This window comes from Coleofasciculus sp. C1-SOL-03, from assembly GCF_040220555.1.
GTDB lineage: Bacteria > Cyanobacteriota > Cyanobacteriia > Cyanobacteriales > Coleofasciculaceae > Coleofasciculus.
The window spans coordinates 41,234-49,180 of the sequence record NZ_JAVJUO010000247.1; the positions used below are offsets into that span (position 1 = coordinate 41,234).

The 7,947-nt window shown below is 44.4% G+C and carries 7 protein-coding genes; 2 read left to right on the forward strand and 5 right to left on the reverse strand.

What is annotated here, in order from left to right:
- Nucleotides 1-44: 44 nt before the first annotated feature.
- Nucleotides 45-884, reverse strand: coding sequence for a hypothetical protein (locus RIE73_RS36910; protein WP_446405899.1), 840 nt, complete (start codon nucleotides 882-884; stop codon nucleotides 45-47).
- 217 nt (nucleotides 885-1,101) lie between these two features.
- On the reverse strand, nucleotides 1,102-1,545 hold the full coding sequence (locus RIE73_RS36915; RefSeq protein ID WP_446405900.1) for a hypothetical protein: 444 nt from the start codon (nucleotides 1,543-1,545) through the stop codon (nucleotides 1,102-1,104).
- 314 nt (nucleotides 1,546-1,859) lie between these two features.
- Here RIE73_RS36915 and RIE73_RS36920 point away from each other — a divergent pair, with 314 nt between their 5' ends.
- Nucleotides 1,860-2,102, forward strand: coding sequence for a helix-turn-helix domain-containing protein (locus RIE73_RS36920; RefSeq protein WP_446405901.1), 243 nt, complete (start codon nucleotides 1,860-1,862; stop codon nucleotides 2,100-2,102).
- Between the two features lie 32 nt (nucleotides 2,103-2,134).
- Here RIE73_RS36920 and RIE73_RS36925 read toward each other — a convergent pair whose 3' ends face one another.
- From RIE73_RS36925 to RIE73_RS36935, 3 genes are all read right to left on the reverse strand, one after another.
- Complete coding sequence (locus RIE73_RS36925; protein ID WP_446405905.1) at nucleotides 2,135-2,734, reverse strand: DNA cytosine methyltransferase; 600 nt, start codon at nucleotides 2,732-2,734, stop codon at nucleotides 2,135-2,137.
- Between the two features lie 164 nt (nucleotides 2,735-2,898).
- Nucleotides 2,899-4,485, reverse strand: a complete 1,587-nt coding sequence (locus tag RIE73_RS36930) for a serine hydrolase (protein ID WP_446405902.1) — start codon at nucleotides 4,483-4,485, stop codon at nucleotides 2,899-2,901.
- Between the two features lie 207 nt (nucleotides 4,486-4,692).
- The gene (locus RIE73_RS36935; protein WP_446405903.1) at nucleotides 4,693-5,496 is read right to left on the reverse strand and encodes an RNA methyltransferase; all 804 of its coding nucleotides are present in this window, start codon (nucleotides 5,494-5,496) and stop codon (nucleotides 4,693-4,695) included.
- A 626-nt stretch (nucleotides 5,497-6,122) separates the two neighbouring features.
- Here RIE73_RS36935 and RIE73_RS36940 point away from each other — a divergent pair.
- A partial coding sequence (locus RIE73_RS36940) for a putative Ig domain-containing protein (RefSeq protein WP_446405904.1) occupies nucleotides 6,123-7,947 on the forward strand: 1,825 nt, incomplete at its 3' end.

Below are 7,947 nucleotides of genomic sequence, written 5' to 3' on the forward strand. Positions count from 1 at the left end.
GAGAATGCCCTAAAAATCCTGTAGAGACGTTGCATGCAACGTCTCTACTCTTCTTCTGATTGACTTTTGTAATTAATGTAGTCTTCATGATAGTTTCTCTGTTCGAGTAACCTTTCTACTCCATCAATATTAATTGTTTTTAGCATATCTCTTGCAACTTGCATACCTTTTTTAAACAGGATAAGGCTATCGCCAGTGGTTGAACGTTCTAGGAGTCCTTCTTTTTCTAACTGAGCAATTATATCATAGTCAAATCCATTGTAAAAACTGACACCGATAAAATTTTCTATGCCGCGTTTTTTTGGGCGACTTTTCAGATAATCATAGTGTTCATCCCCACCCGACAGATATATAAGCATTAGATATAAAGGCTTCAAAACCTGGTAATGCTCTATAAACCTTCTGTATTTTTGTGACTGTTTTTCATTTTCATCGACAAGATTACAAGCTCTACTGTAAGCTTCTTGTGAAGTTTCAAATAACTGAGTGGTTAGTTTAGCTCCTGAACTTTTCGTACATTCAGCAACAAACTTATTTCCATGTTCGTCTGTTTCGAGAAGCTCGAAAACAACAATTGTCCAGTCATTTCTATTTTTAGAGTCAAATTTTTTCTTGTTGGATAGTAATCTTTCCATTTCGGCTTTCTCTCTCGCTATTTCTTCTGCCAAAGCTTGTTCCCTCTCCACTTTCTCTCTAATTTTTCGTTGATCGTAGGCATTGTCTGGAATATTTAATTTTCTGTTAACCTCTATCCAGAATTTATCATCTTTCGCGTATATACCGTTTGCTGTTAACGAATCAACGAATTCTTGACCGCACAGTTGAATAGCATTCTTTTTGAATGGATTTAGATTGGTAAAAGCCTTAAAGTTTTTCTTTTCCATGTTCAGTTTCTCGATCATTTTCTTAAAGTTGACATCTTGCCCACCTGGGCGAGTTCCCCAAAATAGTTATAGGTGGGCAAGGACGATACAGCTTGAAGTACTTATTCTATCAAGGCTGCCTTATCCTTGCGATCGCTAACTGGATTAAGGGCGCAAGCCTTGCGCCCCTACGAACGGGATATATTGTTTGAAGGAGGTATATTGGGGAAAACTTTTACTAGGAGACAGCTTCAGGATGTTGTTCACAATAGCGGCGATCGCAATACATTGTCCAGGTTATTCCACAGATACCTGTCAAGGAACCCGTAATTGCCGCAGAAACCCCCCATCCTGCTACTCCCAGCCAGTCCATAATCTCATCCAATAGGGCGGTACTGCCTTTGGCGACGACATAAGCTGCTCCCGTCGCCGCAACCGTTATTAGACCTAATTCGGTTAGCATCTCCATCAGTTGCTCTTGGGATAAATCCTCCTGAAAATAAATCTTCCAGATTGACATGTACATTAAAATATCCGATGCAGTTAAAACAATTTGTGTGGGGATTTCTGCACAGGGAGTTGGCGCGGCGGAAACCGTACTGCCACCCGCCGCGTAACTAGCGACTAGGGAAATCGCTTCTAATCGTTTCTGACCCAGAAGATTCACATTTCTATTTTGCATAACTATAAAGTTAGTGGTGATTGAATTTTCCGAATAAACAGCCATTCTCTTTCAAAAGAAAGCCGTCAATAAATTTGGCAAAAAAACATCTAACTTACGAAACTTGATAAAAGATGGGGCAGTATTATTCTTATGTTGGAATACCTGTCTGGAAATAGCGACTACCCAACGATAGACATTTAGATTGGGTGATTCAGATGATTTGGTTACACCGACTGGTATTCTAGGGGTTAATCATATTGACAAGGAGTTGAGATGGGGTTGAATACTTTAGTCTGTAGCACTATTGTATTCAAGGCATTAACTTACCTTTAATGCCACTCAAAAAACTAGATCGTCTTTTAGGTACTCAGATTAAGCGCTTTCGCACGGCGAAAGGTTGGTCACAGGAGTACCTTGCAGAGGTTGCAGATCTGCATAGAACGTATATTAGCCAACTGGAAAGAGGATTAAAAAGTCCATCTGTCCGGATTCTCTATCAAATCACTACTGCCCTCGGCATAACGATGAGTGAGCTGCTAGAAATAGTAGAGGAATCTCTGAATGCTGACGAATGATGAAGTTGAGAGACTAAGAGAAGCTATCACGGCTACACAGGATTGCAATCTACAGGGAGTAACCAATAGTTACGAAGGCATTCTCTGTAAGAAGAAAAATGCCATTGATTATGTGTAAGATGATGATGATGAGGATTTCTCTGGAGAATAGAATCAGCGATCGCTTTCGCCAATAAGGGAGGTACTGATTCTCCAATTTGATCAGCCATCTGAGTATATGAACCCAGAAAGTGAAATTTATCGGGATAAGAATGTAACCGTGCCGCTTCACGAATCGTAATCGTTCGATTTTGGGTGGGATGAAAAAATCTGCCTGAACCCGGATGAAAAACCCATCGAGTAATCGTTCTAGCAGGTTTATCCCAGAAAAGCCTGCCATAAGCGCCACTGTAATGCTTCTTCGGAGCTAGTTTTGGCGGTAAATCTCTGGCATCTTGCCCTTCTGTTAAGACTTTAGCTCTGGACATTTGTATAGGACTTAATTGACGAGCAATGTGATTAACTAGCTTACTACTACCACGACGTAGTAACCTTTGATAGTCAGTTTTTGGTTCACAAATATAAGTTTGTGCAGTATATTCCTGTCCAGCGTCTAATACGGGCAAATCTCCAATAGCATCTCTTACCGTCACTATTGGCAAGGCAATCGCTGGTAAAATACTCAGTTGAAGACATATAGCAGCTACCTTGACAGGTTAGGACATTCTGTACTGTTCCCTGTTCTCTGTTCCCTGTTCCCTGTTCCCTCTTGGGAGCAACTGATGTCCTTTCCGTACTTCGTAATGCTATAAGACAATTACAAAATCGTCCCCTGCAAACCAATCAGTAATCCACTCACCACCATAGCAGGCGTGCTAATCGGCATCGAGTTCAGAGTCGGTGTCGCTGTTGGTTTATTGAAATAGTCATAAACCGTGCGGGAAAGATTGCGAATTAACTCCGAAGCATTCCCATCATTGTGGGAACGTTTCACCAAGGTGACGATAAGATACCGTTTACCTGTAGGCATATCCACAATACCTACATCTCCTAACACTGAACCAATATCCCCCGTTTTATGGGCAACCGTCGCCCCTGCACCCAATCCTTGAGGAATTAGGGAATTATTTACTGTACGCTGCATGATATCCAATAAACGATCGCGCGATCGCAGACTCAATAATTCCCCTTGATTCACCTTATACAGCAAGTTTGCCATGTCTCTGGCATTGGTGGTATTCGTTCCTTCTAAATCCGGTAAGGGGTTATTGATTGCCGTTGCGGTTAATCCCCAGGAGATGAACCGTTGATTAACAGCTTGGATACCGCCGAGGCGATGAATAATCATATTGGTGGCAGTGTTATCACTAATCGTGATCATCTTGGTTGCCACTTCCAAGGCGCTATACTGTGTCCCAGGTTTTTGATATTGCATGTCCCCTGAACCTTTGGCGATCATTTCCGGTTCCATGGTGAGGGGTTCATCTAAGCGAATTTTGCCCGCATCAACCTCTTGAAAAAATGCCACTAGAATCGGGACTTTAATCGTGCTGGCGGCGGGAAAGATAGAGTGACTTTCCCAGTCTAAGTAGGCACCCGTATCCAAATCCACCACAAAAACACCCGGTTGCAATTTAGGATTTTTGGCGACTAAGGTTTGGACTTGGGCTTTCAGGGGGGAGATTTCTTGGCGCAATGGGAGGGCTGGAGTAATATTTTGATTCGTCGGGCTTTCTTGAGGGTTTTCCTGCGCCGCTTCACTGGAGCGCATCGACATTTTGCTAGTGGGATCTAATACTGATAGTAGAGTGCCTGCGATCGCGCCAATACCCACGCCGAGAATTAGGAGGCGGATAATGTGAATCCATATCCCCCCCCGTTTTTGGGAACGCCGACTGCGCCGGGATTTCCTCGTCTGAGTTGGTTGAGAACGAGGCGATTGACGCTTCGGTTTCGCCTCGGATTGAGTGGGAACCGTTGAACGCCGCGTTTGCCGACGGGAGTTATTGTCTCGACGTGGATTCAAGGGTTGGGATAGGGGGGTTGCAGCCGGAGGGCGATAATTTCGACTCCGATTCCCCAGAGGCGTTTCTCTGATGGGTATCCCGTTAATCGTCCGTAGTTTGGGGAGTTTAAGATTTGGGTAAATCGAGGGTTCACTGAGATGCCGATTAGAACGGTTTAGGGGTATGGGTTTGGGGCGATTTTGATTTGAGGAATTAGGCTCAACCGCACGCAGTTGAACGGGGCGTAGGCGGCGTGGTGAAGGGGAAGAGGAGGGAGGATTAATATCCTGGGTTTGTCGAGGGCGACGTTGACGAGAAGCCCGACGAGAACGATAGATTCCTCGTGGTTTGGACTCGTTGCGATCGGGTTTATACGGATTGCCCCTAGACACTGCCACTGAAAATACCTCCAAACACAACTAACGTCTAAATCCTTACTCTTTGGACTTTGGACAAATAGGATGTTTACACTGCATATAGCGTCCGCTTTCTGAATTTTTACCCTAGATGTAATGCCTGTAAGCGTTTTGTCCAAAGTCCAGTTACTCTTCAACCTGGCTATTTTGCCAATTTACCGGCGGAAAGTCTATAGTCTCAGACAGCCACTAGGATTCTGAATCATCCGGTTCTGACCTCGGCATAAATTGTACCGCCCATTCTGTCTGACGGAGAATCCCTCTGAGCATGGCGACGTCCTCTGGGGTAAGCATAGCTCGGTAATACAAGCGTCTGAACTTTTCCATGCGGGATGTCGCGGTGTGGGGATGTAAGTAGCCAATCTTTAATAATACGGCTTCTAGGTGTTGGAAGTAAGCCTCTATTGCATCTAAGGAAGCGGTGGAAGATGAGGAAGGTGGGGGAGATGAGGGAGATGGGGGAGATGAGGGAGATGGGGAGGCGAATTGAAACAGTTCATAACAGCAAACGGCTACAGCCTGAGCTAAATTTAACGAAGGATACTCTGGATTAGCTGGGATACAGACAAATCGCTGGGCATAGTTGAGTTCATCATTACTTAACCCCCGATCTTCGGGTCCAAAAATCAGGGCAGAGGTGATATTCTCCTCCAATAACCAGGGTAATGCCAAGCGTGGCGGTTCCAGAGTCGTCGGCAAATGACGAGTACGGGCAGTGGTTGCGATCGCGCGTTGACATCCCTGTAACGCTTCCGGTAACGTTGCCACCTGTTGGGCTGATGCTAAAACATCGACACCATGAACCGCCATCTGCCGCGCTTCTGATGCCCTCGGATTACAATGAGGATTGACCAGCCATAACTGGTGCAACCCCATATTTTTGATCACCCGGGCAACTGATCCTACGTTCAAAGCACCTGCGGGTTCGACTAAGATAATTCGTATATTCGCTAATGTCATGTCTTGTTGGGCAGATAGTCTGCGATTAGGCATCTCCCATAATTATGCTGTAACCGTTGCCAAAACCAGGTTTGCAGAAAATGTCTGTGGGATGAGCAAACTGAATGCTGCCCAGGAGTAATTTTCCTGACCATTACCCTACTGGAGTTTAGACTAAATTCAAACGTCCCGTTTGTAGGGGCGCACGGCGTGCGCCCATAGCCCATAATCGAGGCTCAACTAGATTGGCGAAAGCTTTCTGCTGAGAAGTCTGGCAAAGTTTGAGTACATTCATCATCTTCAAGGAACAAGGTGGCTCAATTACAATAAGGCACGGAAATGAAACCTTTGCTGTCAACGGAGATATTCCAATCATTCTCCACCCGATCACTTTATTCCACGCTGGCTTTATAAAGCTTTCATGACGCTTGTAAAAAGTATTGATAAAGACTTATTAAAGACAAACAAATACAGTGGCATGAACCTTTAAAAGTACCCTATTAATAGATATAGATCTTTCGGTAAATATGTCAGCTTATAGCGAGAATATAAAGCCGATTTACTTCTCTGGATAGAGAATAATAATCCCGGCAATATTACAGCACAATACTCGCTAATTTAAAGGTTGCTGACAACAGCCCAAAAACATAACTTAACCAACTATTCTCGGAGATTGAATAATGCCACAACAGCTTATTGTTACCAACACACAAGACAATGGCGCTGGTTCTTTAAGAGAAGCACTGACTTTAGCCCAATCGGGAGACACGATTAAATTCAGTTCCAGTATCGCCGGAGACACGATTACCCTGACCACAGGTCAACTAGAAATTAGCCCAGGGAAAGATATTACCATTGATGGGGCGGACGCTCCTGGTTTAACCATTAGCGGGAACAAAGAATCCCGCATTTTTTATGTCAACTCGAATCAAGATTTCAACGCCAGCCTGACCTTAAAAAATCTTAATCTCATCGACGGGTATACCGCCGAACGGGGTGGCGCTATTGAAATCACTCATCAAGGCACATTAACGGTCGATAATGTTCAGTTTAAGAACAATGTCGCCGATAACGGTGGCGGCGCAATCTATAGCGCCTGGGAAACCGAATTAACAGTTGATGCCAGCACCTTTGATAATAATAAAGCCGTTGCCGGAAATGATGAACGCGGCGCTGGTGCCATTGCTTTTGTCAGTCCCAGAGAAATCACTGTCACCAATAGTGAATTTACCAACAACCAAGGGATTAACGGCGGAGCAATTAATAGTCTCCAAGGCAAATTAACGATTGAAAACTCCACGTTTCTCAACAACGATACTACCGCTGCATTTTACGATACGGGAAACCAGCGTCCATTCTTGAGAGGTTATGGTGGTGCGATTTACACAGACCGCGCCAGTAATGGAAGTGATTCAACCTCTGGCACAATTCAGATTATCGATAGTGTTTTTGAAGGCAATAAAGGTCGGGGTGAAGGCGGTGCGGCTTACCTCTACACGGGGACTCAAGACAATGTAATTATTGAAGGTAGCCTCTTTGAAAATAACGAAGTTTTAGCACTTCCTGATGGCGGAAATAAAGGGAACGGAGGTGCCGTTGTTCAACTCAGCAATGGACTCAACAAAGGATTAGTTGTTCGTGACACAACTTTTGCAAATAATACAGCAGCAAATCAGGGCGGTGGTTTATGGACCTATGACGCCCCAGCGAAAATTATTAACAGCACGTTTTCCGGGAATCAAACCACAGGAGATACATCGGGGAGTGTAGGTGGTGGAATAACATTGTACAGTCCCACCGAAATTATCGACTCGACCATTGCTTACAATAACGCTAGCTGGGTTGGTGGCGGTGTATCGGTTGGTAAGAATGCCGATGTTAGCGTTCAGAATACCATCTTTTATGAGAATACAGCCGATAATGGCACAAACGATTGGGGGATTCAGCAACACACGAGTAAGGAATTAATTGACAACGGTGGGAATGTCCAATATCCACCCAAGTTGACCAATAATTGGAACGATTATAACGCAACTGCCACGATTACAATACTCGATGCCCAACTCGAACCTTTGCAGGATAATGGCGGTTCAGTTCCGACACATCTTGTGGGGAATCCAGATATAACAGCAGGGGCTTTCTTTGACGATTCAGGTTCAACAGGTGGCGGTGAAATAATAAATAATGACCCCACCTTAGTCTCGCCCATCGCTGACCAAAGCGTTGAGGCTGAAGACTCTTTCAGTTTAGATATCACCAATAACTTTACTGATGCGGATGGGGATAATTTAACCTACTCTGCCACATTAGCAGATGGAAATGCCCTTCCTTCTTGGTTAACTTTTGACTCACAAACTGGTACATTCAGCGGTACACCAGATACAGGTGATGAAACTTCGTTGAATATCTTGGTGACAGCCTCGGATGGACAAGGAGGAACACAAACTGATGGGTTTGAGTTAGATATTACTTCTGCACCTGTGGTTAACAATGACCCCACTTTAG